Annotated in this window: 21 protein-coding genes and 1 pseudogene; 15 read left to right on the forward strand and 7 right to left on the reverse strand. The window is 75.3% G+C overall.

The features are described 5' to 3' along the window. On the reverse strand, window positions 1–1,623 hold the full coding sequence (locus ACI79W_RS03700; RefSeq protein ID WP_456560722.1) for a multicopper oxidase family protein: 1,623 nt from the start codon (window positions 1,621–1,623) through the stop codon (window positions 1–3). 217 nt (window positions 1,624–1,840) lie between these two features. On the opposite strand from ACI79W_RS03700, the gene ACI79W_RS03705 reads away from it, so the two are divergent. Then, on the forward strand, window positions 1,841–2,845 hold the full coding sequence (locus ACI79W_RS03705) for an SMP-30/gluconolactonase/LRE family protein (RefSeq protein WP_456560723.1): 1,005 nt from the start codon (window positions 1,841–1,843) through the stop codon (window positions 2,843–2,845). A 63-nt stretch (window positions 2,846–2,908) separates the two neighbouring features. Further along, on the forward strand, window positions 2,909–4,120 hold the full coding sequence (locus ACI79W_RS03710) for an MFS transporter (RefSeq protein ID WP_456560724.1): 1,212 nt from the start codon (window positions 2,909–2,911) through the stop codon (window positions 4,118–4,120). On the opposite strand, the gene ACI79W_RS03715 is transcribed toward ACI79W_RS03710, so the two are convergent. Both ACI79W_RS03715 and ACI79W_RS03720 read right to left on the reverse strand, forming a co-directional pair. After that, window positions 4,056–4,763: a hypothetical protein gene (locus ACI79W_RS03715; RefSeq protein WP_456560725.1), complete on the reverse strand. Its 708-nt coding sequence runs from the start codon at window positions 4,761–4,763 to the stop codon at window positions 4,056–4,058. The two genes, ACI79W_RS03710 and ACI79W_RS03715, sit on opposite strands and share 65 nt — an antisense overlap. A 79-nt stretch (window positions 4,764–4,842) precedes the next feature. Continuing rightward, on the reverse strand, window positions 4,843–5,286 hold the full coding sequence (locus ACI79W_RS03720) for a hypothetical protein (protein WP_456560726.1): 444 nt from the start codon (window positions 5,284–5,286) through the stop codon (window positions 4,843–4,845). A gap of 125 nt (window positions 5,287–5,411) precedes the next feature. On the opposite strand from ACI79W_RS03720, the gene ACI79W_RS03725 reads away from it, so the two are divergent. From ACI79W_RS03725 to ACI79W_RS03740, 4 genes and pseudogenes are all read left to right on the forward strand, one after another. After that, the gene (locus tag ACI79W_RS03725) at window positions 5,412–5,597 is read left to right on the forward strand and encodes a hypothetical protein (protein ID WP_456560727.1); all 186 of its coding nucleotides are present in this window, start codon (window positions 5,412–5,414) and stop codon (window positions 5,595–5,597) included. 49 nt (window positions 5,598–5,646) lie between these two features. Beyond that, window positions 5,647–6,264 (forward strand): annotated as a pseudogene (locus ACI79W_RS03730) (CHAD domain-containing protein); the annotation flags it as partial. 77 nt (window positions 6,265–6,341) lie between these two features. Then, complete coding sequence (locus tag ACI79W_RS03735; RefSeq protein ID WP_456560947.1) at window positions 6,342–6,581, forward strand: CHAD domain-containing protein; 240 nt, start codon at window positions 6,342–6,344, stop codon at window positions 6,579–6,581. 81 nt (window positions 6,582–6,662) lie between these two features. Further along, window positions 6,663–6,998 carry a DUF3500 domain-containing protein gene (locus ACI79W_RS03740; RefSeq protein WP_456560728.1) on the forward strand — a complete coding sequence of 112 codons (336 nt, stop codon included), beginning with the start codon at window positions 6,663–6,665 and terminating at the stop codon, window positions 6,996–6,998. 12 nt (window positions 6,999–7,010) lie between these two features. On the opposite strand, the gene ACI79W_RS03745 is transcribed toward ACI79W_RS03740, so the two are convergent. Further along, complete coding sequence (locus ACI79W_RS03745; protein WP_456560729.1) at window positions 7,011–8,495, reverse strand: AAA-type ATPase lid domain-containing protein; 1,485 nt, start codon at window positions 8,493–8,495, stop codon at window positions 7,011–7,013. 191 nt (window positions 8,496–8,686) lie between these two features. Between ACI79W_RS03745 and ACI79W_RS03750 the strand changes: the two genes are divergently transcribed. The 6 genes from ACI79W_RS03750 (at window position 8,687) to ACI79W_RS03775 (ending at window position 15,953) form a co-directional block, all read left to right on the forward strand. After that, window positions 8,687–9,742 carry an amidohydrolase family protein gene (locus tag ACI79W_RS03750; protein ID WP_456560730.1) on the forward strand — a complete coding sequence of 352 codons (1,056 nt, stop codon included), beginning with the start codon at window positions 8,687–8,689 and terminating at the stop codon, window positions 9,740–9,742. Further along, window positions 9,739–10,509, forward strand: a complete 771-nt coding sequence (locus ACI79W_RS03755; RefSeq protein ID WP_456560731.1) for an iron-sulfur cluster assembly protein — start codon at window positions 9,739–9,741, stop codon at window positions 10,507–10,509. The genes ACI79W_RS03750 and ACI79W_RS03755 overlap by 4 nt, the downstream gene beginning before the upstream one ends. Beyond that, the gene (locus ACI79W_RS03760; protein WP_456560732.1) at window positions 10,506–11,531 is read left to right on the forward strand and encodes an NAD(P)-dependent alcohol dehydrogenase; all 1,026 of its coding nucleotides are present in this window, start codon (window positions 10,506–10,508) and stop codon (window positions 11,529–11,531) included. Before ACI79W_RS03755 ends, ACI79W_RS03760 begins: the two co-directional genes overlap by 4 nt. A gap of 425 nt (window positions 11,532–11,956) precedes the next feature. Next, window positions 11,957–13,180, forward strand: a complete 1,224-nt coding sequence (gene fdhA / locus ACI79W_RS03765; RefSeq protein ID WP_456560733.1) for a formaldehyde dehydrogenase, glutathione-independent — start codon at window positions 11,957–11,959, stop codon at window positions 13,178–13,180. 271 nt (window positions 13,181–13,451) lie between these two features. Continuing rightward, the gene (locus tag ACI79W_RS03770) at window positions 13,452–14,609 is read left to right on the forward strand and encodes a serine hydrolase domain-containing protein (protein ID WP_456560734.1); all 1,158 of its coding nucleotides are present in this window, start codon (window positions 13,452–13,454) and stop codon (window positions 14,607–14,609) included. Window positions 14,610–15,044: 435 nt separating this feature from the next. After that, window positions 15,045–15,953 carry an NAD-dependent epimerase/dehydratase family protein gene (locus ACI79W_RS03775; RefSeq protein ID WP_456560735.1) on the forward strand — a complete coding sequence of 303 codons (909 nt, stop codon included), beginning with the start codon at window positions 15,045–15,047 and terminating at the stop codon, window positions 15,951–15,953. A 288-nt stretch (window positions 15,954–16,241) separates the two neighbouring features. Here ACI79W_RS03775 and ACI79W_RS03780 read toward each other — a convergent pair whose 3' ends face one another. The 3 genes from ACI79W_RS03780 to ACI79W_RS03790 are packed head-to-tail and all read right to left on the reverse strand — an operon-like array spanning window position 16,242 to window position 20,895. Further along, window positions 16,242–17,273: an NAD-dependent epimerase/dehydratase family protein gene (locus ACI79W_RS03780; RefSeq protein ID WP_456560736.1), complete on the reverse strand. Its 1,032-nt coding sequence runs from the start codon at window positions 17,271–17,273 to the stop codon at window positions 16,242–16,244. Next, a complete protein-coding gene (locus ACI79W_RS03785; RefSeq protein ID WP_456560737.1) occupies window positions 17,270–19,873 on the reverse strand; it encodes an alpha/beta fold hydrolase in 2,604 nt (867 codons plus the stop codon). The genes ACI79W_RS03780 and ACI79W_RS03785 overlap by 4 nt, the downstream gene beginning before the upstream one ends. After that, window positions 19,870–20,895 (reverse strand): 3-oxoacyl-ACP synthase III, encoded by a 1,026-nt coding sequence (locus ACI79W_RS03790; protein ID WP_456560738.1) that lies wholly within the window; start codon window positions 20,893–20,895, stop codon window positions 19,870–19,872. The genes ACI79W_RS03785 and ACI79W_RS03790 overlap by 4 nt, the downstream gene beginning before the upstream one ends. 223 nt (window positions 20,896–21,118) lie before the next feature. On the opposite strand from ACI79W_RS03790, the gene ACI79W_RS03795 reads away from it, so the two are divergent. From ACI79W_RS03795 to ACI79W_RS03805, 3 genes are all read left to right on the forward strand, one after another. After that, window positions 21,119–23,452, forward strand: coding sequence for a glycoside hydrolase family 65 protein (locus ACI79W_RS03795; protein ID WP_456560739.1), 2,334 nt, complete (start codon window positions 21,119–21,121; stop codon window positions 23,450–23,452). A gap of 67 nt (window positions 23,453–23,519) precedes the next feature. Continuing rightward, window positions 23,520–24,461, forward strand: coding sequence for an NAD(P)H-binding protein (locus ACI79W_RS03800; protein WP_456560740.1), 942 nt, complete (start codon window positions 23,520–23,522; stop codon window positions 24,459–24,461). Beyond that, window positions 24,458–25,252, forward strand: coding sequence for a CPBP family intramembrane glutamic endopeptidase (locus ACI79W_RS03805; protein ID WP_456560741.1), 795 nt, complete (start codon window positions 24,458–24,460; stop codon window positions 25,250–25,252). The genes ACI79W_RS03800 and ACI79W_RS03805 overlap by 4 nt, the downstream gene beginning before the upstream one ends. Window positions 25,253–25,367 lie beyond the last annotated feature (115 nt).

A 25,367-nucleotide genomic window follows, 5' to 3' on the forward strand; every position in this document is an offset into this window, starting at 1 on the left:
TCAGGTGACCGGCGGGACGGGCGGCGCCGGCAGCGGCTGGGGCGGGGCGGCGGTGATCGGGTCGGGACCAGCGCCCTCACCGCCCACCCAGAACTGCGTCATCATGTCGTGGTCCTCGTGCGACACGTTGTGGCAGTGGACCATGTACCGGCCGGCGCGCCGGACCACGCTCTGGTCGGGGTTGGTGGCCAGGATCGCCCCGAACTCGGCGATGATCCGGACCTCCTCGCCCTCACCGAGGTAGACGGTGTCCTTGGCGCCGAGCTCCTGCGGCGCCGGGGGCCGGCCGTCCCGGTCGAGGACCTTGAAGTCGGTGAGGTGCAGGTGCACGGGGTGGAACCAGCCGCCGGAGGTCGTCAGCCGCCAGATCTCGACGTCGCCGGGGGCGGGGTCGGCGATGGCTTTCCGGTAGCCCGAGCGGACGACGTCCTCCCACGTGTGGTCGTCGATCACCCACATGCCGTTCTGCCGGTGGAACTCCAGGTGCCGGGTGCGCACCGCCTCCTCCTCGCGCAGCGCCATGACGGGGGAACCGGGGTTGAGCACGGCGGGGAGCTCGTTGCTCGTCGGGTCGCTGACCACGGTGCCCACCTGGAAGGCCATGACCTTGTCGGTGTCGTCGTAGTCGATGGAGTTGTCGACGCCGTCGTTACGCATCTCGACGCGCTGCCCGGCGAACGGGGCGAAGTCGACGACGACGTCGTAGCGCTCGGCCATGCCGAGCCGGAGGCGCTCCACCGGCTGGGCCTGCGGGACGAGCCCGCCGTCGGTCGCCACCACCACCATGACCGCGCCGCGGGTCAGCCGGAGGGTGAAACCCCGCCCGATCGTCGCCGCGTGCAGCCGCAGCCGGTACTTGCGCGGCTCCACCTGCAGGACCGGCCAGGGACGGCCGTTGACGAGCACGACGTCGCCCATCACCCCGTTCTCACCGTCGTCGTCGAACAGCAGCTCACCGTTCGCGGCGAACGCCGCGTCGCTGATCATGATCGGGACGTCGTACCGACCGCGGGGCAGCCCGAGGGCGTTCTCCCGGCCGTCGAGCACGTGGTACTGGCCGGCCAGGCCCATGTAGACGTTCTCCGCGGTGTGGTGGACCCCGTGGTCGTGGTACCAGAGTGTCCGCGCCGTCTCGCTGTTGTCGTAGAAGTAGTCCTTGTACTGGCCCGGCAGGGTGATGTCGCCGGCGTATCCGTCGTACTGCGGCAGCGAGGGCGCCCCGTGCAGGTGGGTCGAGGTCCACGGCACGTAGCCCAGGGTCGGGTGCTCGGCGGGCAGCGCGTTGATCTGGCGGACGATGACCGGCCGGTTGCGCGGGACCCGGATCGTCGGCCCGGGGACCGTGCCGTTGTAGGCGAACACCGTCGTCCGGATGCCGGGCAGGATCTCCCGCTTCACCTGCTGCTGGGTCATCACGTACACGTCGCGCCCGTCCATGTGGCCCACCGGGCGCAGCACGGGAGGCCGGCGGAACGCGAGGGTGTACGGCCGTGGGATCCGGTCCTTGTCGAGTTCGGAGGCCTCCTTGGCCAGCAGCGGGCCGGCCAGGGGGAAGGTGAGCGCGGCGGCGCTCAGGACCCCCATCTTCAGCGCGTCGCGACGGGTGATGCCGGGTGTCTCCATGGTGCTCTCCGGGGGTGCGGTGCGTGTTCGTCCCCCCGTGGCATGGCACCACCCTGGCCTGGACGGACGCCGGCGCACAGCCGCAGACCGGGAGGCGCGGCTCCCCGCAATGTGGGGGGCGGCTCGTCACCCGTGCACGACGCGCTGGCGCTCCCGGGCCTCCGGCGTCATCGTGAGGAGCGCACGGGGGTCCACCGCCACTCCGCCTGGAGGCCGCATGCGCCCGACGCTCCGCCGCACCGCCGCGGCGGTCTTCCTCCTCCCGCCGCTCGTGCTCGCGCTCGCCACTCCCGTCGCCGCGGACGACGGCGGCACCTCCCGGAACGGCCCGCCCGGCACCTACCTGCTGTCCGGCGACGCCGGCGGTTCCCAGTTCGAGGGCATCGACGTCGTCGACCAGCGGCGGACCTTCTACGTCACGGAGACCACCGGCGGGGAGATCCACCGCGGCCGGCTCGACCACCCTGCCACCGAGGTGTGGCTGGAGGAGGACGACGCCCTGGCCGACGGCCGGCGCACCGCCGTCGGGATCGCCACCGACCGGCGGGAGCGGGTCTTCGTCGCCGGCGGGGGCAACCGCACGCAGGACGGCGCCCCCGCCGACGCCCCCGATTTCTGGGTCTACGACGAGGACCGCCGCCTGCTGGCGGCGCTGCGGATGCCCGTGGACGGCCCGCTGTTCCTCAACGACGTCGTCGTCGGCCCGGACGGCGCCGCCTACGTCACCGACTCGACCACCCCGCGGATCTTCCGGATCGCCCGCGAGCACGGGGGCTGGACGGCGGCGCTGTGGTCGGACGCGTCCGGCATCGTCCCGCAGGAGCCGGGGACGTTCGGGCTCAACGGCATCGAGGTCGCCCCCGACCGCCGGTCGCTGGTCGTCGCGCACAGCGCGGCCGGGCAGCTGTGGCGCTTCGACCTGGCCACGACGGCGCCCACCCTCGTCGACACCGGGGACGCCGACCTCACCTCCGCCGACGGGCTGGTCGTGCAGGGGCGCACGCTCGTCGCCGTCCGCAACTTCCCGCGCGTGCTCACCTACCTGCGGCTGGACCGCGACGCCACCGCGGCGCGGGTGGTGGCCGAGGTCCCCACCGACCCGGAGCGCGTGCTGACGACCGCGGACGTCGCCCGCGGGAAGCTGCTCCTGGTCGACAGCCAGTTCGACGAGGAGCCTCCGTCGCAGGACTCGGAGGTGGTGGTCCTGCGCTTCAGGCCCTGACGGTCGGGCCAGGGACCCCGGCGTGCGACCGCCGCGCCCGGCGGTCTCGTATCGTCCGGAGCCATGCGCGCCCCGGCAGCGGTCGACTCCTCCCGCGGCTGGGTCGTGGTCGCCGCGGCGTTCGCCGGGATGTTCGTCTCGTTCGGGATCGCGTACTCGTTCGGCGCCTTCCTGGCCCCGATGGCCGAGGAGTTCGGCTCCGGCCGCGGTGCGACGTCGGCGTTCTTCGCCCTCACCTCGCTCACCTACTTCGGCCTCGGCGCGCTCAGCGGTGTCGCGGTGGACCGCTACGGCCCGCGCCGGGTGCTGCTCTCCGGCGCCGTCGCCCTCGGCGCCGGGCTGACCGCGACGTCCCTGGCCGGGGAGCTGTGGATCGGCCTGGTCACCTACGGCCTGGGGGTCGGCATCGGGGTCGCCTGCGCCTACGTGCCGATGGTCGCCGTGGTGAGCGGGTGGTTCGAGCGACGGCGCACCCTGGCGGTCGGGGTGTCGGTGACGGGCATCGGCCTGGGCACGCTCGCCGTGGCGCCCCTCGCGGCCGCGCTGATCGGCGAGCTGGGGTGGCGGACCACGCACCTCGTGCTGGGGCTGGGCGGCGCGGTGGTGCTGGCCGCCTGCGCGCTGGTCGTGCAGCCGTCGCCGGTGGCCTCCGGGCCGGCGGCGCTGACGCTGCGGGAGGCGGTGCGGAACCCCGACTACCGGCGGCTGTACCTGGCCTCGGGGCTCATGGCCGTGGCGCTCTTCGTGCCGTTCGTGCACCTGCCCGGGTACGCCGTGCAGCAGGGCGTCGACCGGGTGGCGGCGGCCGCGCTGGTCGGGGTGATCGGGCTGGCGAGCACCGCCGGCCGGCTGCTGCTGGGCGTCGTCGCGGCGCGGGTCGGCACGCTGCGCGCCTTCCAGGGGTGCTTCCTGACCATGGGGCTGAGCTTCGCGCTGTGGTGGCTGGGGAGCGGGTACGGGGTGCTGCTCGCCTTCGCCGTGGTGCTGGGCGTCGGCTACGGCGGGTTCGTCGCCATCGGGCCCGCCGTCGTCGCCGAGCGCTTCGGCACCACCCGGCTCGGCGGGCTGCTCGGGGTCCTCTACACCAGCGCCGGCCTCGGGTCCGCCGTCGGGGCGCCGCTCGCCGGCGCGGCCGTCGACGCCTCGGGCTCCTACGTCCCCGCGATCGCCGGCTGCCTGGTGCTGGGCCTGGCGGCCTACGTCGTCGTGCTCACCGTCGGTCGCGGTTCTCCGGTGCCGGGGACGGCAGCCGGGGCGCGGCCGGCGGCGCGGTGAGCTCCTGGTAGGCGGACGTGTGCGCCCGCAGCGCGGCCACGGCGTCGGCGACGTCGGTGACCGGCCGGGCCCCCGCCACCGCCCGCTCCGCCTCGAGCACGGCGTCGCAGACGTCGGCGACGGTCGCGAGGTAGGCGCGGGCCTCGGGCTCGGGGTCGACCCGGTCCGCCGGGTCGGTGGCCAGCGCCCGCCGGCGCAGGTACTGCTCCAGGCGGACCCCCTCGGCCTCGAGCGAGGGCAGCAGGTCCGGGATCTCGCCCAGGTGGGCACCAGCGGCCCGGGCGGTGGCCACGTGGTGGCGCAGGCGATCGCGGGCGCGGGCCACCTCGAGCTGCAGCTCCGCGGCGGAGCGGCGGGAGCCCGGCGGGAGGCGTCGCGCCGCCGCGGCGGTCGCCCCCTGCAGGCCGAGCTCCCGCCCGCGCGAGGCGAGCTCCCGGCCCCGCGCCACGAGCGGGCTGCGCCGCACCCGCCGCAGCACCAGCCACCCGGCGAGCGCCGCGACCAGCAGCAGCACCAGCAGGACGCCACCGAGGACGGCGAGCACCGTCGGGTCCAGGGAGGTCAGCCACGACAGCTCGCCGTCCTCGCCCAGGTCGCCCACGTCCAGGGCGAGGGCGGGGTCGGTCGGCAGCAGGGTTGTCATGGTGCTCCTCGGGCAGGGCGGTGTGCCGGCTGCCTGAGCAACGTCCCCGGGCCGTCCGGCGGTTCCCGCCCGGGTGCGCTCAGGCGCGGGCCCCGCTGCCGGCCTGCGCGGCCAGGTGGGTGACCGGGATCCCGCAGGCCTTGCGCAGGCGTGCCGGCAGGTCACGGTGCAACCACTGGGAGATCCCGTGCGGCAGCGTCGAGACGATGATCTCGTCGGCCGCGAAGTGCCCCAGCGCGGTGCGGACCGCCTCGAGCGCGTCGGGGTCGCCGACCTCGCCGTCGACCTCCGCGCCGAGCGCGCGCAGCTCGTCCAGCGCCCGGTCGAGGCGCTGCCTCGCCAGCGCGAAGGCCCGGTCCTCCGGGGAGGGCCCCACGGTCGCGTAGGCGCCCGGGCCGTCGGCGTCGTCGCGGGCCGGGGTGGCCGGCGCGACGAGGTGGAAGGTGTGCGGTCCGGCGGCGAGGCGCTCCTGGACGGCGCGGCCGAGGGCGGCGGCGTTGGCGACGATCAGGCAGCGGCGCATGGGGGTGCTCCCGTCCGGTCGGTCCCGACGACGGCCAGTGTGTCCGGCGTCACGGCCGATGGCCACGTGGACCCCCGCCCTCCGGCGAGCCGACGTCTGCGGTCGGTCCGCGGTACATCTCCGGTATGCCCTTCGTTCAGCCACGAGCCGGGACCGCCTTCCAGCCGGACGACGCGGTGCCGCTGCCGCCGCTGCTCGAGCTCGCGCGGCCCGACGGCGCCGCTGACCCGGCCACCGCGATGACCGAGGGCGGGCCGGTCCGGCAGGAGCTCGTGGCGACGTGCTTCTCCACACTCCCGACCTGCGCCTGACGGCTGCCGGCGTGACGGCGCGCCGCCGCCGGGGTGGGGACGACGCCGGGTGGCAGCTGTTCGCCCCCCGCGCGGGGGCGGGGCCCGGCTGGGTGAGTGCGGGCTGACGGCGCGCCCGGCGTCGTCCGGGCTGCAGCGCGTCCTGGGCGGGGACGCCCGGGATCCCGGGGAGCGGCGCCCGGGGAAGCCGAAGAGGAGATCGGAGGCCGGTGCGGTCATCGCTCACCTGGGCGAGCAGGTGGAGCAGATCCGCGCCCAGGACCTGCCGGTCCGCCTGGACCCGCCCGACGCGGTGCACGAGATGGGGGTGGCCACCCGCCGGCTGCGCAGCGCCCTCACCACCTCCGAGCCGCTGTTCGACACCGAGGTGGTCGGCCCGCTGCGCGGTGAGCTGAAGTGGCTCGCGGCGGAGCCCGGTGCGGGCCGAGACGCGGAGGTGCTGCGGGTGCGCGTGGCCGCCGCGGTGGGCACGGACGACGCGGCAGGCGCCGCCGGTGAGCAGGCGCGGGCCGAGCTGCACCAGGCCTGCAACGAGGCGCACGACCGGGTGCTGGCCGACCTGGACGGGGAGCGTCACCACCAGCTGCTGCAGGCGCTCGACCAGCTGGTGGGGGTTTCGCCGACCACCGGCCGCGCCGCCCGCCCCGCGGGGAAGGAGCTGCCGCGCCGGGTGGGCCGGAGCTTCACCGTGGTCGCGAACTGGCGGAGCAGGCAGACACCCGCTCGGCCGGGCGCGAGGAACTCCTGCACGAGGCCCGCGAGGATGCGAAGGCGGCCCGCTACGCCGGCGAGTCGGTCGAGCGGGTCTTCGGCGAGGACGCCGCCGCGTCCGCCCGGGCGATGGACGGCGTGCAGGAGGCCCTGGGGAGCACCAGGACTCCGTGCTCACGCGGCAGCGGCTCCGCGAGCTGGCGGCCGCCGCCTCCTCCACCGAGGCCGCCTCCTCTACGGCCGCCTGCACGCCCTCGAGGAGGCCCGCGGTGAGCGGCACCGGCGCCGGTTCGCCGACGCCTGGAAGGCGGCCCGGCGGAAGTCGGTGCGCCGCTGGACGCGCTGATCGGCACGGTGGCGCCCGACGGGCGCGGGGCCGGGTCGGACCGGACGTGGAGCAGCGGGCCCTCCCGCGGGCGCTGCTGGGCACCTACCTGGACCGGTGCCCGAGGAGGTGTCGCCGTCACACCGGTACGACGACGACGCCACCCTCGACGCCGTGCACATCGCCTGGGCGGGCCCGACGGAGCCAGGGCCCCGCACTACTACCGGGTCCAGGGCCCGCGGCTGCTCGTCGAGCGGAACGACACCCAGCGCGGGGCGGACCACGCGCACCCGGTCTGGCGCGACCCCGCCGCCGACTCCGGGCTGGGCGTGCTGGTCCGCCATCGCGCGGCCGCGCACGGTTGAGGCACCCGGCGTTCAGCCGGGGGCATCGGGCAGGGTCAGCCCGTAGTGCGCGATCTTCCGGTACAGGGTCGCCCGGCCGATGCCGAGGTTCTGCGCGGCCCGGGTGACCGTGGTGCCCGGCTCGGTGAGGCACCGGACGATCTCGTCGCGCTCGAGCCGCTCCAGCCGGCTCAGCACGCGGGAGCCGCCGTCGAGGACCTCCGGGGCGAGGTGGTGGACGTCGACGACGTCGGCGCGCACCACGGCCTCGCGCACCACCCGGCGCAACTGGCGGGTGTTCCCCGGCCACGAGCAGCCGGTCAGCGCGCGCACCGCGCGGGCGGTGAACTCGACCGGGCGGTGCCGTTCGGCCCGGGCGACGGCGTGCGCCACCGCCATCACGTCGTCGGTGCGCAGGCGCAGCGGCGGCACCTCGACCACGGCGTCGACGAGCAGCGCCAGCGGCGGGGGCAGCGCCGCGTACTCACGGCTGGTCAGGACGAACGGCTGCTGGCGCCCGTCGGTCCGCACGGCAGCGGCGAGCACGGTGGCGAGCTCCTCCGCCGCCCACGCCGGCAGCCGTTCGGTGCCCGACACGACCACGTGCACCTCGGGGTCGCGCAGCTCGGGGGTCCACAGGTCCAGCCAGGGCGCGGCGCCGTCGTCGCCGGGGGCCCGGGCGTGCAGGATCCGCCGCCCGCGCCCCGGGCGCTGCCGGGCCAGCACGGCGAGCGTCGACTTGCCGACCCCCGGCTCACCCACGACGGCGACCACCCGGCCCGAGGCGTCGGCCGCCCGGGTCGCCGCGACGGCCGACCGCCACCCGGCCGAGACGCACGGGTCGTCCGCGCCGGTGGCCCCGCTGTCCACCCGGAACACCTCACCGCGCGGCGCCGACCCGGCCGGCCGCCCGGCGGCCCGCTGCAGCATCAGCCCGCTCGTCGCACCGGCCGCGGCCTGGGCCAGGGCCAGCAGCAGCTCGGAGGAGGAGTCCGACCAGGTGGTGAGGTTGATCGAGCCTGCCAGCTCACCGGAGACGGGGTCCAGCACGGGGACGGCCGCGCAGGTGTACCCGCGGAGCTCGGCGCAGTAGTGGTCCGCGGCCCGGACGAGCGAGGGCGCGCGGTCGGCGAGGGAGAGGCCCAGTCCGTTGGTGCCCGCCTGCCGCTCGGAGTAGTAGAAGCCGGGCGCGAGGTGGACCGCGTCCAGGGAGCGCCGCATCCCCGCGTCGCTGCACAGCCGCAGCAGCACCAGCCCCTCGCGGTCGGCGACCATCAGGCTGACCGGCTCGTTGGCGATCGTCGCGTGCAGGCCGGTGAGCACCCGCGACCCGCACTCGTACAGCAGTGAACCGGTGTCGACCGAGCCGGTGAAGCGCGGCAGCACCTCGTCCGGCGGCACCCCGTACTGCTGGCTGCGCCGCCAGGAGGCCCGCAGGCGCGGCGCCGCCAGCCGCCCGTCGGGCCGCCGCCCGGCGACCGGCGTCGCGGGCGGCGAACCGGGCCGATCTGCCTCCACGCCGGAGCACCTCCCGGAGGTGCGGGCGCCGGCGCCCGCACCGTCTCGTTGCCGGATGGCCCGGGAATGTACGCCTTCCCGACGTCTCAAAGTGAGACAGGCCACATCTACCGGGCGGTGCGCGACCTTCCTAGCGTCGGTCACCAGCGGCATGAGCGCCGCCACATCCCGAACCGCTGGGAGGCCGGCAGATGTACCGCAAGGACGGCGAGGACTACTTCATCGTGGACGCCCACATCGCGCTGTGGGACGCACGTCCGGAGAACCAGCGCAACGTCCACGGCAAGCAGTTCATCGACTGCTTCTACGACTACCACCGCAACCTGAGCCCGGAGTCCGAGCAGTGGGGGTACGAGGAGTACCTCTACCAGGGCGGCGAGCGGCTGATGCGCGACGTGTTCGTCGACGGCATCGTCGACCACGCGATCTTCCAGCCGGCCCGGCTCGCCGAGTTCTACCACCGGGGCTTCGGTCAGACCGAGGAGGCGTTCACGCTCGCGCAGGCCCACCCCGACAAGCTCACCTACAACCACTACTGGGATCCGCGCGACGGCGAGAACGGCCTGACCGCGCTGCGGGCCGCAGCCGAGCGGATGCACCTCAAGGGCGTGAAGCTCTACACCGCGGACTGGCACGGCGAGTCCCGCGGCTGGAAGCTCACCGACCCCATGGCCTACCGCTACCTGGAGCTCTCGCAGGAGCTCGGCATCCGGAACATCCACATCCACAAGGGCCCGACGATCCGCCCGCTGGACCGCGACGCCTTCGACGTCGCCGACGTCGACCACGCGGCCACCGACTTCCCGGACCTCAACTTCGTCGTGGAGCACTGCGGGCTGCCCCGGCTGGAGGACTTCTGCTGGATCGCCACCCAGGAGCCGAACGTCCACGCAGGGCTCGCCGTGGCGATCCCGTTCATCCACACCCGGCCGCGCTACTTCGCCCAGATCATCGGTGAGCTCACCTACTGGCTCGGGGAGGACCGCATCCTCTTCTCCAGCGACTACGCGTTGTGGACCCCGAAGTGGCTGGTCGAGAAGTTCGTCGACTTCCAGATCCCGGAGGACATGAGCCCGGAGTACGCGCCGCTCACCACCGAGCTCAAGAAGAAGGTGCTCGGGCTCAACGCCGCGAAGCTGTACGACCTGCCGGTCCCGCCGGAGCTGCGCCTGCCCGACGCCGATGAGACCGCCACCGGGCCGCGCCGGCCCGCGGCCGCGGACCTCGCGGGGGCGGCTGCCCGGTGACCGCCGTCCTCCCGGAGCTGGCCGCCGACGTCCGTGCCGCCCTGGCCACCGTCGTCGACCCCGAGCTCGACGAGCCCATCACCGACCTCGGTTTCGTCCGGTCCGTCTCGGTGGACCGCTCGACCGACCCGCCCGTCGCCGAGGTGCACCTGCGGTTGCCCACCTCGTTCTGCGCGCCGAACTTCGCCTGGCTGATGGTCTCCGACGCCCACGACGCGGTGGCTGCCGTCCCGGGTGTCGGGCGCGTGGTGGTGGAGCTCGACGACCACCACGACTCCGACCTGATCAACCGCGGCCTGGCCGCCGGACTGGGGTACCGGGGCACCTTCGGGCACGAGGCCGAGGACTCGCTGGACGAACTGCGGGCGACCTTCGCCAGCAAGGCGCACACCGCGGCGATGGAGCGGGCGGTCACCGCCCTGCTCCGCGCCGACCCCGGGGTGGACGTGGCGGCGCTCGTCCTCGGCGACCTGCCGGCGCGGGAGCCGACCACCGACGCGCTGCTGCGCCGCCGGGTCGCGCTCGGGCTGCCGGTGGACGACGCCGCAGCCGTGCTCGTCGACGCCGACGGCGCCCGCCCCGGCCCGGAGGCGGCCGCGCTGTTCCTGCGCAGGGCCCGCTCGGTGCGCGTCTCGATCGACGGCAACGCGCACTTCTGCCGGGGGCTGCTCACCACCCGATACCCCGGGTCGGAGGCCGACCAGGTGCCCCGGCCCGAGGACCGACCGCTCATCCCGCTCACCGTCTCGAAGGGAACCCGCCCGTGAAGGCCGTCCGCGTGCACTCGTACCACGCCGACCCGACGATCGACGAGATCCCCGAGCCACAGCTGCGGGGTCCGCTCGACGTGATCGTGAAGATCGGTGGAGCCGGGGTCTGCCGCACCGACCTGCACATCCTCGAGGGCCAGTGGGCCGACCTGCAGAACCCCGACCTGCCCTACGTCATCGGGCACGAGAACGCCGGCTGGGTGCACGCGGTCGGCGAGGGGGTCACCAACGTCGCTGTCGGCGACACCGTGATCCTGCACCCGCAGCCCAGCTGCGGCCTGTGCGCGGCGTGCCGCGCCGGCCGGGACATGCAGTGCGAGAACGCCTTCTTCCCCGGGCTGTCGGACGACGACGGCGGCATGGCCGAGTACCTGCGCACCACCGCCCGCGCCTGCGTGAAGCTGGACCCGTCCACCAACCCCGCCGACGTCGCCGCCCTGGCCGACGCCGGCATCACCGCCTACCACGCGGTGCGCAAGGCCCTGCCGCTGCTGCACCCGGGCACCACGGCCGTCGTGCAGGGCGCCGGCGGGCTCGGTCACATCGGTGTCCAGTGCCTGGCGGCCCTGTCGGGTACCCGGATCGTCGTCGTCGACCGCAACCCCGACGCCCTCGAGCTCGCCCGGCAGATCGGCGCCGACGAGACCGTGCTCGCCGACGGCGACCAGGTGCAGGCGGTGCAGCAGCTCACCGGCGGCGGCGCGGACGTCGTCTTCGACTTCGTCGCGGAGCAGGGCGCGGAGATGGACGGCTGGCGCATGACCGGCCCGGCGGGCTCCCTCTACGTGATCGGGTACGGCGGGGAGCTGCGGATCCCGACGCTGGAGTTCGTCGCCGGCGAGAAGAACGTCGTCGGCAACATCGTCGGCACCTACACCGACCTGGCCGAGCTGATGGTGCTCGCGCAGGCGGGGAAGGTCACCCTGCACACCCAGCAGTACCCGCTGGACCGGGCCGTGGACGCGATCCGCGATCTCGACGCCGGGAAGGTACGGGGCCGGGCCATCCTCGTGCCCTGACGCACCGGCTCCGTCCGTCCGCCCCTGCTCCCGACCCACCGAGGAGATCCGGTGACCACCCCGACCGGCACCCGCCCCCACCTGCTCGCGGTCATCGCGCACGAGGGCGCGCGACCCCGGCGAGGAGGGCGAGCCGCGGCGCGGGTTGACCGCGCTGGTCGAGCCGATCCGCGCGGAGAGGGGCTTCGTCGACGACGACCTGCTGGACGACGACGGCCCGCGCACCAACCGTCGTCGGGCGTGACCTCGCGGTGTGCGACGCGTCGGGTCGGGCGGCACCTGGTGGTGGGCGAGCGGCGTGCGCTGTGAGGTGGACCGCACGGTGCCCTGCCCCCGCACCGGTGCACAGGACCGCGCGATCGGCGTGGGTGATCACGGAGCGGACGCGCCCGACCCGGGCGGTCCCGGACCAGAGGAGGAGCGCCGTGGCAGGCAACAAGGCCGTCCGGTACATGGGACCGGGCAAGGTCGAGGTCGCGGACCTCGACTACCCCAAGCTGGAACTCCAGAGCGGGCCGGGCGTCCACCCGTCCAACGTCGGGCGCAAAACACCGCACGGCGTCATCCTCAAGACGGTCACGACCAACATCTGCGGGAGCGACCAGCACATGGTCCGCGGGCGCACCACCGCTCCGGAGGGGCTCGTGCTGGGGCACGAGATCACCGGTGAGGTCGTGGAGAAAGGGGCCGACGTGGAGTTCCTCGACGTCGGCGACATCGTCAGCGTGCCGTTCAACATCGCCTGCGGCCGCTGCCGCAACTGCAAGGAGGGCAAGACCGGTCTCTGCCTGACCGTGAACCCCGACCGGCCGGGTTCGGCGTACGGGTACGTCGACATGGGCGGGTGGACGGGTGGCCAGGCCGAGTACGTCATGGTCCCGTACGCAGACTTCAACTGCCTGCGCTTCCCCGACCGCGACCAGGCGCTGGAGAAGATCACCGACCTGACCATGCTGTCCGACATCTTCCCGACGGGCTACCACGGCTGCTACACCGCCGGGGTCACCACCGGCTCGACGGTGTACATCGCCGGCGCCGGGCCGGTCGGGCTGGCCGCGGCCGTGTCGGCGCAGCTGCTCGGCGCTGCGGTCGTCATCGTGGGCGACCTGATCGAGGAGAGGCTGGCCCAGGCCCGCAGTTTCGGCTGCGAGACGATCGACGTGTCGAAGGGCGACCCGAAGGACCAGATCGAGCAGATCCTGGGCGAGCCCGAGGTCGACTGCGGCGTCGACGCCGTCGGTTTCGAGGCCCGCGGGCACGGGCCGGGGTCGCAGCAGGAGGCGCCGGCGACGGTGCTCAACTCGCTGATGGACCTCACCCGGGCCGGGGGCGCCCTCGGTATCCCGGGCCTCTACGTCACCGGTGACCCGGGCGCGGTGGACGAGGCCGCGAAGACCGGGTCGCTGTCCATCCGGCTGGGCCTGGGCTGGGCGAAGTCGCACGTGTTCACCACCGGCCAGTGCCCGGTCATGCGGTACAACCGCCAGCTGATGATGGCGATCCTGCACGACAAGGTGCAGATCGCGAAGGCGGTCAACGCCACGGTGATCCCGCTGGAGGACGCCCCGCGCGGCTACACCGAGTTCGACCAGGGTGCGCCCCGGAAGTACGTGCTCGACCCTCACGGGATGGTGGGCAAGGTCGCCTGACCGCGGGCTCCGGCCGATGCCCTGCACCGCCGTGGCCGACGGTGCAGGGCCTCCGGGTGGCAGGCGTGGGTGGACGGCCGCTGTCCGAGCGCACCTCCGGCCCGGCCGACGTCACCGGGACGACGACGGGCGCCCCTCCCGCCGACGACGGCGCGCGCAGGCGACCCTCTTGCCGTGGTGGGCCGGCAGCGGCAGGGTGCCGTGCACGGCCGTGACGCAGTTCACGGCATCGGCCGGTGCAGCCGGTCGCCCTCCGATCCGGGGAGCACCCGTGGACCCGAACGCCGTCGACGTCGTCCTGCAGGAAGCAGTGGAGCGGGGCGCGGTCCCCAACGTGGTGGTGGTCGCCGCCGACCGGGACGGTCCGATCCTGGAGAGCGCGGCCGGGTACCGGGTGGCCGGCGGGGACGAGGCGGTGAGCGTCGGTACGCACTACCGCATCATGTCGATGACCAAGATGGTCGCGACGGTGGCGGCCTTGCAGCAGGTCGAGCAGGGCACGCTCCGCCTCGACGCGCCGGTGGAGGAGTACTGCCCGGAGTTCGCCGCGCTGCAGGTCCTCGACGGTTTCGACGGCGACGTACCCCGGCTGCGGCCGCCGGCGACGAAGGCCACGGTCCACCAGCTGCTCACCCACACAGCCGGCCTGGGCTACTGGTTCTTTAACGCCGACCTGCTGCGCTGGGAGACGGTGACCGGCACGCCCAACGTGCTTTCGGGGTCGAACGTGGTCTTCGGAGCGCCGTTGCTGGCCGACCCCGGCACCCGCTTCGAGTACGGCATCAACATCGACTGGGTGGGCAAGGTCGTCGAGGCGGCGAGCGGGCTGGGCCTCGACGTCGCGGTGAAGGAGGGGATCACCGGGCCGCTGGGCATGGACGACACCTCGTTCGCCCCCAGCGCCGAGCACCGGGCGAACTGCATGCCGGTGCACATGCGCGGTCCGGACGGCTCGTGGCAGCCCAGCGAGCTCGACCTGCACCCCGAACCGGAGTACTACGCCGGCGGGCACGGGCTGTACTCGACGCCCCGTGACTACCTGCGCTTCCAGCGGGCTCTGCTCGGCGGCGGCGAGCTCGACGGCACCCGCATCCTGCGGCCCGAGACGGTCGACGCGGCGTTCGCCAACCAGATCGGGGACCTGGACTTCCCCGCCGCGATCCGGACCAGCGATCCGGGTTCCACCGCGGACTTCTGCGTGGGTCCCGGCCACAAGTGGGGGTACGGGCTGATGCTCAACACCGAGGACCTCCCCGGGCGCCGGCGCGCGGGCAGCGGCGCGTGGGCCGGGCTCTGCAACACCCACTTCTGGATCGACCGCACGACCGGTGTCACGGCGGCGGTCTACACCCAGACCCTGCCGTTCGTCGCACCGGAGGTCCACCAGGTCTACGTGGACGTGGAGACGGCCCTGTACGGGGCCCTCTGACTCCCCGCGTCGTCGGCCGGGACGGGCGGCTGCGGCCGCTGAGGCCGACGGCTGCACCGCCGAGCCCGCCGCATGGCGCCGTACCTGCTCGCGGGGAGCTGCCGGCGCCGGCAGGTTCCGGGCATGGCGCCCGGCCGTGCAGCTGCCCTCTTCGTCAACCGGGTCCCGGTCGACCGCTCACGCGGTCGACCGGGCTGGCCCGGCGTGGCCCTCCAGACGGTTCGCGAGGTATTCCAGGAGCGGCGCTGCTCCACGACGGTCTCGTCCTCGACGGCCCGGGCGGCACGACGCCGGGCAGCCGTGCAGGGGCCCGGCGAGCTGCACGACCCGGACGGCGCGGCCGCGGCGTACGTGGGAGCCGCAGCGGTCCTGCGGCGCTGATCCAGGGATCCGCAGATCAGGCGCCGCCGTGCGGCCGCTGGCAGGGTGGAGGCCATGGCATCTCCCTCTCCCGTCGTCGTGGTGACCGGTGCGAACGGGCTGGTGGGCACCGCGGTGTGCCGCGCACTCGCCGAGCGGTCGGCGCAGGTGCGCGCCGTCGTCCGTCGCGCCGGGAGCGCACCCGTGCTGGACGGCGTCACCGAGCACGTCGGCGACTTCGCCGACGAGGACCTCGCCCGCGCGGTGACGCAGGGCGCCGACGCGGTCGTGACGACGGTGCACCCCATGGGCTCGCCCCGGCAGGTGCAGCACCAGGTCGGGGTGGAGGGCACCCCGGTGATCGCGCGGGCCGCCCGGGACGCCGGCGTCGCCCGGCTCGTGCACCTGTCGACGGCCGGCGTCTACGACCGCTCGGCCGGGATCGGGGACGTCGCCGAGGACAGCCCGCTGCTCCCCGAGGGCAGCGGCGACTACCCCGACACCAAGAACGCCACCGACGCCGCGCTCGCGCAGGTGGGCGGGCTGACGACGGTGCTGGTGCGCCCGCCGGCGATCCTGGGGGCCGGCGAGACGTCGGTCTGGAACACGCTGCGGCCCCGGGCCGTCCGCGACGGCCAGAACCGGGCCAACCCCGCCCAGACCTGGGCGTGGGTGCACGTCGACGACCTCGCGGCGCTGATCGCCGACGTCGCCACCGGCGCCGTCGGCACCGCCGAGGACCCGGAGCAGGGCCCCGTGGCCGGCGGCACGACCCCTGTCATCGTGGCGGGCGAGCCGGCGACGTGGCGGGACTACCTGGGCACGGTGACCGACGCCCTCGGCGTCGACCCCGAGTGGACCGACGAGCCGGTGTGGACCGGGCAGCTGCGCGCCGACCGCGCGCACCGGTGGGGCTGGACGCCGCGGGTGGATCTCGCGCAGGCCCTGGACGAGCTGCGGCAGGGCCTGATGCCCGCGTCGTGACAGGCGCCGCTGTCCCGCCGCGGCCGGCCCCGCCGACCAACCAGGGGGCGCCGTGGGTCCCGAAACACCTCCACCACGCTCGCGATCACGGGTGGACTGGGCCGAGGGAGCTCCTCGGGCTGCCCCTGGACCACGCCCTCCTCGGCGAGGTGACGGGTCCGGTCGGCGACCTCGGCGAGCACCGCCTCGAGGTCGCCGGCGTCATCGGGAGCAGTCGCGGGCGGCATCCACCCCCGCTACCCGTCGCCCGGGCGCGGCGGTGTCCGCGCCCGGGCCGGTGGGTGCCCGCTACCCGGACGCGGCTGCCGGCTGGACGCCGCCGACGGCGCCGGTACCGAGGTCCGCAGCCAGGTCCGCGCTGCCGTACCAGGCGGCCAGGCGGGCGAACCCCTCGTCCAGGCCGACCTCCGGCCGCCAGCCGAGCGCGGCCCGGGTCCGCCGCTGGTCGAACCAGTGCGCCGTCGTCAGCTGCTCGGTGAGGAACCGGGTCAGCGGCGGGGTCGAGCGCCGGCCGCTCGCCGACCAGACCCCCTCCAGCATGGCCCCCGCCAGCCAGGCCGCGGGCGCCGGCACCCGGCCCCGGGGGCCGGGCACGCCGGCCGCCGCGCACAGCCGCCGGAGGACCTCGGCCACCGGGCGGGGCTCGCCGTTGGAGACCACCAGGGCCTCGCCGTGCACCGGCCCGCAGGCATCGACGGCGGCGACCAGGGCGGCGGCGGCGTTGTCGACGTAGGTCGTGTCGATCAGCGCTGCCCCCGAGCCGATCAGGGGGAGACGACCTGCCCTGGCCCGCGCGACGATCCGCGCCACGAGCTGCTCGTCGCCCGGCCCCCACACCAGGTGCGGGCGGACGGCGAGCACGGCGAGGGCGGCCGAGTCCGCGTCCAGCGCCACCTGCTCGGCCACCGCCTTGGAGCGGGAGTAGGAGCCGCGCGCCCGCGCCGGGTCGGCGGGGCCGGCCCCGGCGCCGAACAGCGGGGACCCGGCGTGCGAGACGGAGGGGGAGGACACGTGCACGAGGCGCCCGACGCCCTGGGCGGCGGAGGCGGCGACGACGTTCCTCGTCCCCTGGATGTTGGCCCGGGCGTACTCGCCCCACCGGCCGGTCACGTCGACCTTCGCCGCGAGGTGGACGACGGCGTCCTGCCCCGCGGCGGCGCGCGCCACGACGGAGGGCTCGGCGACGTCTCCGAGCACCTCGGCGCAGGGCAGGCCGGCGGGACGGCGCTGCAGGACCGTCACCTCGTCCCCGCGGGCGAGCAGCCGCTGGGTGGTCGCCCGCCCCAGCATCCCGCTCGCGCCGGTGACCAGCACCTTCACGCCGTGCTCCCGCGCCGGGCCCCCCACCGGACCGGCGTGCCGGAGAGGACCCGGGTCGCCCGGCGGGCCAGCGCCGCCCGGTCCACCTTCGACTGGTGCCGGATGTCGACCGGCAGCGCGCCGGCCACGAGCACGGCGGCGAGGTCGACCCCGGCCGCGTCCCGCACCGTCCCCGTGAGGTCCTCCGGCGCCACGGCGAGCCGCCGAGCAGCCGGCGCGACCCGGAGCGGCCGGCGCCGGCGGCCGCCGGCTGGCACGACGACGGCCACGGCGACCTGGGCGCCCACCGGGCCGACGCCGACGAGCGCCGCGGCGGCGACGGCGTCCACGGCCTCGATGCGGAGCTCCGGGCCGACCGGGGTCACCGGACCCTCCGCGGTGGTGACCACGTGCGCCAGGCGGCCCTCGATCCAGAGCCGCCCCTCGCCGTCCAGGTGCCCGACGTCCCCGGTCCGGTGCCAACCCGGGTCGCGGCCGGCCGCACGCTCGGTGACCCACAGGTCGGCGTAGCGGTCCTTCACGTGCGGCCCGCGGACGGCGACCTCGCCGGTGACGCCGGGAGAGGTCGTGAGCGGGCCGTCGGAGACGCCCGACGCCGACAGCGGGCTGAGGCGGACCTCGACCCCGGGCACCGGGCGGCCGACGCAGATCCCGTTCCCGGGCCCGGCGGCCTCGATCTGGGCCAGGGAGACGTCGGTGACCGGCAGCGCCTCGGTCATGCCGTACGGCGTGTGCGGGTCGGCCGCCGGGAAGGTCTTTCGGAGGGTGCGCAGCAGGGGAGCCGGTACGGGCGCCCCGGCCGACATGAGCAGCCGGACCCGGCCGAGCGCCGAGCGCTGCTCCGCGGTCAGCTCCGCGGAGGTGGCGGCGACCCGGCGCAGCGCGGCCGGAGCGGCGAACACCACGGTGGCGTCCACCGCGGCCGCGGCGTCCGCCAGCTTCGCGGCGGTGAGCGTCGCGGGCGCCGTGACGTCGATGTCGGGGACGGACGAGGCGATGCCGAGACCCGGTCCGAGGACGGAGAAGGGGGCGAAGGCGGCCACCAGCGAGTCGCCCGGTGCGAGGCGGTAGGCCGTCCGGACCAGCTCCAGCTGCGCGCCGACCTGGCGCTGGGTGTAGACGACGCCCTTGGCCGGGCCGGTGGCCCCGGACGTGAAGACGACCGCGCAGTCGGCGTCCAGCGGCGCCTCCGCCGGCGCGGGCGACGTCCGGCCGAGCGCCTCCAGCGAGGCCAGGTCGTGCTCGGCGCCGAGGGCCCGGCGGAGCCGCGCCGATGCCTCGCCGGCCAGGATCCGCGCCCCGGGCAGGCCCATCGCCCGCGCGGCGGCCAGCCCGGAGGCGCTGCCGAGGACGTGGTCGGGCGCCGCGCCGCGCAGCGCGCGCCGCATGCCCCGGAGGCCGAGGCCCTTGTCGGCGACGACGATGACGGCTCCGGCGCGCCAGGTGGCGTAGACCGCTGCCGTCAGGTCGGCGGACGGCTCCAGCAGGAGCGCCACCCGGTCTCCCGGGCGGACGCCGGCCGCGGCCAGGCCGGCGGCGAGGTCGGAGACCCGGCGGGCCAGCTGCGCCCAGCTGACCGAGGCCCCGCCCGCCGCCACGACGGCCGGGGACCCGTCGTCCGCGCGGTCGGCCAGGGCGGCCCAGGGGCGTCCCGGCTCGGCCGGTGCCCGCCCCGGTGCCGGGTCCGGAGCGCTCGGCCCCGCGAACGTGTCGGTCACCCACGTGGCCACCGCCTCGGCGTACTGCGGGGCGTCCTCGGGGAGGAGGTGGGAGGCGCCCTCGAAGCGGTGCACGTCCGCCCGGGGCAGCCGCTCGCGCAGGTCGGCCAGGTACTTCTCGCCGAAGACCGGGTCCCGGGGACCCCACAGCAGCAGGGCCGGGACGTCGAGCGTGCGGATGCCCTCCGCGATCGCCTCCTGGGCCGGGCGGGAGGCGTGGCCCGGCCGGAAGGGGATGTCGGCGACGAACTCGCCCACGGCCCGGCGACGCTCGGCCGAGCGGTAGGGCTGCGCGTAGGCCCGGCGGACCTCCCGGGGGAGCGGAGGCAGGGACAGCGCCGTCGCCCCGCGGACGAACACCGAGCTGGCCTGGGTGACGACGGTGCGCAGGCCGGGCGCGTGCGCCAGCCGGATCAGCGCGGGCCCGAGGTCGCCCTCGGGCATGGCGACGGCGGTGTTCGTGAGGACGACGCCCCGCACGTCCGGCCGGTGCTCCAGGGCCCAGCCGAGGGAGATGATCCCGCCCCAGTCGTGGGCCACGGTCACGACCGGGCCGCCGACGCCCAGCTCGGCGGTGAGGGCCCCCAGGTCGGCCACCCTCTGGGCCAGCGTCCGTGGTGCGGCAGGTCGGTCGGACCATCCCATGCCGAGCTGGTCGGGGGCGACGACCCGCCACCCCGGTGGGGCTGCTGCGAGGAGGCGGCGCCAGAGGTAGGACCAGGTCGGGTTGCCGTGGACGCAGAGCAGGGTGCCGACCGGGTCCTGGACCCCGTTGTCGAGGACGTGCCAGCGGTGCTCCTCGCCGTCCCCGCCGGGCACGGTGACCCACCGGGACCAGGACGGGTCCAGCCCCGGCAGCTCGACGGGTGAGCTCGCCGTCACCAGGCGATCTCGAGGCAGCAGGCGTTGAGGCCGGAGCCGATCCCCATCAGCAGCACGCGGTCGCCGTCGGCAAGGGTGCCGGCCTCGCCCGCCAGCGTGAACGGCACCGAGGCAGGGCCGAGGTTGCCCCGGGTCGGGAAGGTCGTCGGCACCCGAGCCCGGTCGATGCCGAACCGGTCGCACAGCGCCCCGGTGTGCACCTTGGAGACCTGGTGGATGACGTAGCGCTCCATGCCCCGCGCCCAGTCGAACTCGGCTCCGGCGTCCGCCCAGAGCTCCCCGGACAGGGCGAGCCCGGCGTCGAGCAGGCCCTTGAGGTCGGTGTGCATCCCGTCGTTGTCGCCGGTGCACAACCCGTGGTGCCGGGTCGCGGCCCGGCTGACGGACCCGACCAGCCGGTGGCCCTCGGGGTGCTCGTCGGCCCGGCCGAGGACCATGGCCACCGCCCCGGAGCCGAGGGTGAGGGTGGCGAAGTGCCCCATGACGTCCTTGGCCACGGTGTCGGGCCGGTTGAGCAGGTCGATGGTGCGCTCCTGCACCGGCCGCGCGTCCTCGCCGTTGACGACGAGGGCGTACCGCACCATCCCGACGTCGATCATCGCCGCGGCCAGCTCCATGCCGTTGATGAACCCCAGGCAGGCGTTGGTCACGTCGAAGTTCTGGCAGGAGCTCGGCAGCCCGAGGGCGTCGTGCACGGCCACGGCCGTGGAGGGCTCGAGGTGCTTGCGGCTGACCGACGTGTTCACCATCAGCCCGATGTGCGCCGGGTCCACGCCGCTCTCGCTGATCGCCTTGGCGCCCGCGGTGGCGGCGCCCTCGACGAACGAGGTGCCCTCGGCCCACCAGCGGCGTTCCCTGATGCCGGCGAGCCGCTCCAGCAGCCCGGGCCGCAGCCCGACGCGCTGGTAGGTGTCACCCAGCTGCTCGTCGAGGGCGGCCGAGGTGATGATCTGGGATGCGTCCGCCGTCTGGACGGTGAGGATCGCGGTGTTGCTGAAGCGGTGCGTGGCGTTGCCGGTCATCAGGTCCACTCGTGAGGTGCGGCGGGCGGCCGCCGTCCTCGTGCGCCACCCTCGTCGGGCGCGCTTACCCCGCAGGGCGGCGCGTACACCGGGCCATTGTGCCGCAGGCACCCGGCCGGGCCGCCTCGGAGGCCGGCCCGGGATCGCGCCCCGGTGAGCCGACCGGTAGGACCAGGGGGGAGATGCGGGCGACCCCGCGCACCGGACGACGTGAGGGACTGACGTGACCGCTCCGACACTCGACGCGGACCCGTGGTGCGTCCGCGAGCCGCGCGTGGGCACCAGGACGCTCGCCGCCGCAGAGTCCCTCTTCACCCTGTCGAACGGCTTCGTCGGGATCCGGGGGACGTTCGACGAGGTCGAGCCGTACGGCATGCGCGGCACCTATCTGTCCGGCGTGTACGAGACGCACCCGCTGTCCTACCCCGAGGGCGGCTTCGGGCACCCGGAGGAGGGGCAGGCGCTGCTCACGGTCGCCGACGGCACACCGGTGCGGCTGCTGGTCGACGGCGTCCCGCTCGACGTGCGCGAGGTCCGCCCGGAGGTGCACGAGCGCACGCTCGACCTGCGCGCGGGGACCCTCGACCGCCGGGTGCGCTGGAGGACGCCGCGCGGCACGACCGTCGAGGTCACCTCCCGGCGGCTCGTCTCGCTGGCGGAGCGATCGGTGCTCGCGGTGCGCTACGAGGTCCGTGCCGTGGACGGGCCTGCGCACGTCGTGGTGCGCTCCGAGCTGGTCAGCGGGGCGATCACGCCCACCGGGGTGGCCAACGACGACCCGCGCGTCGCCGAGTGCCTGGACCGGGCCTTCGAGCCGCTGCTGTGCGCCCGCACGGCGACCGGTGGTGCCTTCGCCTCCCGCACCCGCCGCTCCGGCATCACCGTCGCGGCCGCGGTCGACCACCGGGCCGACGGCGGGCGGGTGACCACGGAGGCCGACGGCGAGCGGGTCGTCACCACGGTCGCCGCCGACCTCGCCGCCGGCCAGCCCCTCGGGCTGACCAAGGTGGTGGGGTACGTCTGGTCGGAGGACGCCGGCGGGGATTCCCTCGTCGGCGAGGCGTCGGCAGCGGTGGACTCCGCGCTCGACCTGGGGTGGGACGGGTTGCTCGCGGGTCAGCGCACGGTGCTCGACGAGTTCTGGGCGACCGCGGACGTCGAGGTCGACGGCGATCCCGAGCTCCAGCAGGCGCTGCGCTACGACGTCTTCCAGGTGTTCTGCTCCGCAGCCTGCATCTCGGGGGCGCCGGTCGGGGCCAAGGGGCTGACCGGCATGGGCTACAGCGGGCACACGTTCTGGGACGTCGAGGGGTTCGTGCTGCCGGCGCTGACGCTGCTGCAGCCGGACTCGGCGGCCCGGCTGCTCCGGTGGCGGGCCGGCACCCTGGACCACGCCCGCGACCGTGCCCGGACGCTCGGGGTGGCGGGTGCGGTGTTCGCCTGGCGCACGATCAGCGGTCCGGAGGTCTCCGCATACTGGCCGGCGAGCACCGCGGCGGTGCACGTCAACGCCGATGTCGCGCGCGCCTTCTGGCTCCACGAGAACGCCACCGGTGACGAGCTGACCTCGGTCGGCGGCCTCGAGGTGCTCGTGGAGACCGCTCGGGCCTGGATGTCGATGGGCCACGCGGACGTCACCGGGGCCTGGCACCTGTTCGGCGTCACGGGGCCGGACGAGTACACCGGCGTCGTCGACGACAACGTCTTCACCAACCTGATGGCCCGGGCCAACCTCCGTCGCGCCGCCGTCGCCTGCCAACGGCTGGAGCGGGAGGCGTCGGCCCTGGGCGTGGACCCCGCCGAGATGGCCGCCTGGCGGTCGGCGGCCGACGCGGTCTGCGTGCCGTGGGACGAGGGCCTGGGGGTGCACCCCATGAACGCGGGCTTCACCTCGTACGCGGACTGGCCGTTCGAGGCCGAGTCGAACAGCTACCCGATCGAGCAGCACCACCACTACGCCCGGTTCTACCGGCGGCAGGTGCTCAAGCAGGCGGACCTGGTGCAGGCGCTGTGGTGGTGCCGGGACGAGTTCACCGCGGAGGAGGTGGCCCGCGATCTCGACTACTACGAGGCGCGCACCGTGCGGGACTCCTCCCTGTCGGCCGCCGTGCAGGCGGTGGTGTGCGCCCAGGCGCAGCATCCCGATCTCGCCCTGCGCTACCTGCGCGAGTGCGCCCTGGTCGACCTGCGCGACCTGCGGGGTGACACCGCGGAGGGCCTGCACCTGGCCTCGCTCGCCGGGGCGTGGCTGGCGTTCGCCGCCGGCCTCGGCGGCCTCCGGGAGGACCACGAGGACCTGGAGATCGCACCGCTGCTGCCCTCCTCGATCTCCCGCACCGCCTACTCGATCACCTGGCGCGGCCGGCTCCTCCGCGTGGAGACGACGCGTGAGGGCAGCACGGTCACGCTGGTGCAAGGCGACGAGCCGGTGACGGTCGTCGTGGACGGCGTGGCCGTGGGGGTCACGGCCGCAGCACCCGTGCGGCTACCGCTGCGTGCCCCGGCCCCGCTGCTCGGCGAGCCCACGCAGCCCCGCGGTCGCGACCCGCGCGCCTGAGAGCTGCGGGGCTGCTGCCCGGCCCCGAGGAATCGCGTCCGGCGCGCACCCGGGGCAGGCTGGGCCGGTGAGGATCCTGGTCACCGGCGCGTCCGGGTTCGTGGGCGGCCGGCTGGCCACCGCGCTGGACGAGGCGGGCCACGACGTCCGGGCGATGACCCGGCGGCCGGAGCGCTACGCCGGCGCCGGCACCCCGGTCACCGGCGATGTCGGGGACGAGGCGTCGCTGCGGGCGGCGCTCGACGGCTGCGAGGCCGCCTACTACCTCGTGCACTCGCTGGGCGATCCGGACTTCGAGCGCAAGGACGCCGAGGCGGCGCGGGCCTTCGCCCGGGCCGCCGCCGCGGCCGGGGTGGGTCGGATCGTCTACCTCGGCGGCCTCGGCAGGGACGGCGACCGGCTGTCGCGACACCTGCGCAGCCGTCGCGAGGTCGAGGTGCTGCTGGGCGGCACCGGTGTGCCGGTGACGGTGCTGCGGGCGGGGATCGTGGTCGGCCACGGTGGGGTGTCGTGGGAGATGACCCGCCAGCTCGTGGCCCACCTGCCGGCCATGGTCACCCCGCGGTGGGTGAGCACGCGGACGCAGCCGATCGCGGTCGCCGACGTCGTCCGGTACCTGGTCGGCGTCCTCGACGCCCCGGACGCCGAAGGGCGGGTGTTCGAGGTGGGTGGCCCGGAGGTGCTCACCTACCTGCAGATGCTGACCCGGGTCGCCGACATCCAGAACCGGCACCTGTTCGTCGTCCCCGTGCCGCTGCTCAGCCCGCAGCTGTCCTCCCGGTGGCTGGCCCTGGTGACCGACGTCGACGTCACCACCGGCCGGTCGCTCATCGACTCGATGACCATCGAGGTCGTCGTCACCGACGACGCGATCCGCTCGGTGGTCCCGTTCGAGCCGGTGGACTACGACGAGATGGTGATGACCGCGCTCGTCGAACGGGCGCGGGAGCGCCGGCGGCAGGTGGGGGAACGGCGCGGCGGGTGGCTCAGCCGGGGAGCGCGGCGGTGAACCGCGACGGGGTGTCCCGGGCGCTGCGGGCACGGGCGCACCGGGCCGTCCTGCCGCTGCTGCGCAGGGTGCCGCGCGACCACCGGGAGTCCGACGAGGCATTCCGGCGGCGGCGGCGCGTCACCGGCGCGGTCGCGGTCACCGGCGCGTCGCTGCTCGGGTTCTCGCTCTCGACGCCGCCGGGGTCGCCGCGGTTCTACGGGCTGACCCTCGGCGTCGCCGGCACCTGGGTGGTCGGTGGGCTCGCGTCTGGACCGCTGCACCTCGGGCGGACGTTCGGGCCCGGTGACCAGCTTCAGCGGCCGGTGCTCACGCCGATCGCCTCCGGGGTCGGGGCGTTCGGGATCTTCTACGCCGCGGCGCTGGTCGCCCGGCGGATCCCGGTCCTGGAGCGGGCGATCGGGTCGGTGCTCCGCTACGCCGACCAGGGATCGGCGCCGCTCGTCGCCACCACGACGCTGGCCAACGGCGTCGCGGAGGAGGTGTTCTTCCGCGGGGCGCTCTACGCGGCCGCGGGCACCAGGCGGCCGGTCCTGGTCACGACCGCGGTGTACGGGCTGGCCACCACCGCCACCCGCAACCCGGCGCTGGTGCTGGCGAGCGTGCCGATGGGCCTGCTGTTCGCGCAGCAGCGCCGGATCACCGGGGGCATCCAGGCGCCGGTCCTCACCCACGTGGTGTGGTCGGCGCTGATGCTGCGCTACCTCCCGCCGCTGTTCGCCGACCGGCTCGCCGAGGAGCGGTCGCCGTGGCCCGGGGAGGCCGACGGCGGCCGCGCCCGGCGGCGATGACATCACGGCCGCGGCGGGCGTCACCCCCGTCCGCGCGGTGGCCGCCTCCCGGACGCGGCCACGAAGGCGCCGACGAACTCGGCGACGGCCCGCAGGTCTGCGCCGTCGGCGTGCA

The sequence above is a fragment of the Blastococcus sp. SYSU DS0533 genome (assembly GCF_054050775.1).